The following is a 1663-nucleotide window of genomic DNA, read 5'->3' as shown; positions in this document are numbered from 1 at the left end:
AATCGCGCGTCGTCTTTATAGACGACATCACAGATTAATAACAGTTATTTTCTTAAACATTATGTATAAGGAAATATAGATTAAGTTATTAAGGGCGCACGGTGGATGCCTTGGCACTAGAAGCCGAAGAAGGACGTTACTAACGACGATATGCTTTGGGGAGCTGTAAGTACGCTTTGATCCAGAGATTTCCGAATGGGGAAACCCAGCATGAGTTATGTCATGTTATCCGCATATGAATACATAGTATGTGAGAAGGCACACCCGGAGAACTGAAACATCTTAGTACCCGGAGGAAGAGAAAGAAAACTCGATTCCCTGAGTAGCGGCGAGCGAAACGGGAAGAGCCCAAACCAATAGGCTTGCCTATTGGGGTTGTAGGACACTCTATACGGAGTTACAAAGGAAATGATTAGACGAATGGTTTTGGAAAAGCCAACCATAGAAGGTAAAGGTCCTGTAGTCGAAAGTCATTTCTCTCCTGAGTGGATCCTGAGTACGGCGGAACACGTGAAATTCCGTCGGAATCTGGGAGGACCATCTCCCAAGGCTAAATACTCTCTAGTGACCGATAGTGAACCAGTACCGTGAGGGAAAGGTGAAAAGCACCCCGGAAGGGGAGTGAAATAGAACCTGAAACCGTGTGCTTACAAATAGTCAGAGCCCGTTAATGGGTGATGGCGTGCCTTTTGTAGAATGAACCGGCGAGTTACGATTTGATGCAAGGTTAAGCAGTAAATGTGGAGCCGTAGCGAAAGCGAGTCTGAATAGGGCGAATGAGTATCTGGTCGTAGACCCGAAACCAAGTGATCTACCCATGTCCAGGTTGAAGTTCAGGTAACACTGAATGGAGGACCGAACCGACTTACGTTGAAAAGTGAGCGGATGAGGTGTGGGTAGCGGAGAAATTCCAATCGAACTTGGAGATAGCTGGTTCTCTCCGAAATAGCTTTAGGGCTAGCCTCAAGTGATGATTATTGGAGGTAGAGCACTGTTTGGACGAGGGGCCCCTCTCGGGTTACCGAATTCAGACAAACTCCGAATGCCAAATAATTTAACTTGGGAGTCAGACTATGGGTGATAAGGTCCGTAGTCGAAAGGGAAACAGCCCAGACCACCAGCTAAGGTCCCAAAATATATGTTAAGTGGAAAAGGATGTGGCGTTGCCCAGACAACTAGGATGTTGGCTTAGAAGCAGCCATCATTTAAAGAGTGCGTAATAGCTCACTAGTCGAGTGACACTGCGCCGAAAATGTACCGGGGCTAAACATATTACCGAAGCTGTGGATTATCCGTAAGGATAATGGTAGGAGAGCGTTCTAAACGTGTCGAAGCATGATCGTAAGGACATGTGGAATGTTTAGAAGTGAGAATGCCGGTGTGAGTAGCGAAAGATGGGTGAGAATCCCATCCACCGATTGACTAAGGTTTCCAGAGGAAGGCTCGTCCGCTCTGGGTTAGTCGGGACCTAAGCCGAGGCCGATAGGCGTAGGCGATGGATAACAGGTAGATATTCCTGTACCACCTATGATTGTTTGAACGATGGGGGGACGCAGTAGGATAGGCGAAGCGTGCTGTTGGAGTGCACGTCCAAGCAATAAGACTGAGTGTTAGGCAAATCCGGCACTCGTAAGGTTGAGTTGTGATGGGGAGTTGGATCATG

The 1663-nt window shown here is 47.4% G+C and carries 1 rRNA gene; it reads left to right on the top strand.

Annotated elements, in window-relative coordinates:
• Positions 1-78: 78 nt before the first annotated feature.
• Positions 79-1663 (top strand): 23S ribosomal RNA (locus tag LQ679_RS14595); the annotation flags it as partial.

Source organism: Mammaliicoccus sp. I-M35 (assembly GCF_022386455.1).
Lineage (GTDB): Bacteria > Bacillota > Bacilli > Staphylococcales > Staphylococcaceae > Mammaliicoccus > Mammaliicoccus sciuri_A.
Note: the sequence above shows the minus strand (reverse complement) of the source record. Positions and strands in the feature narration are given on the sequence as shown.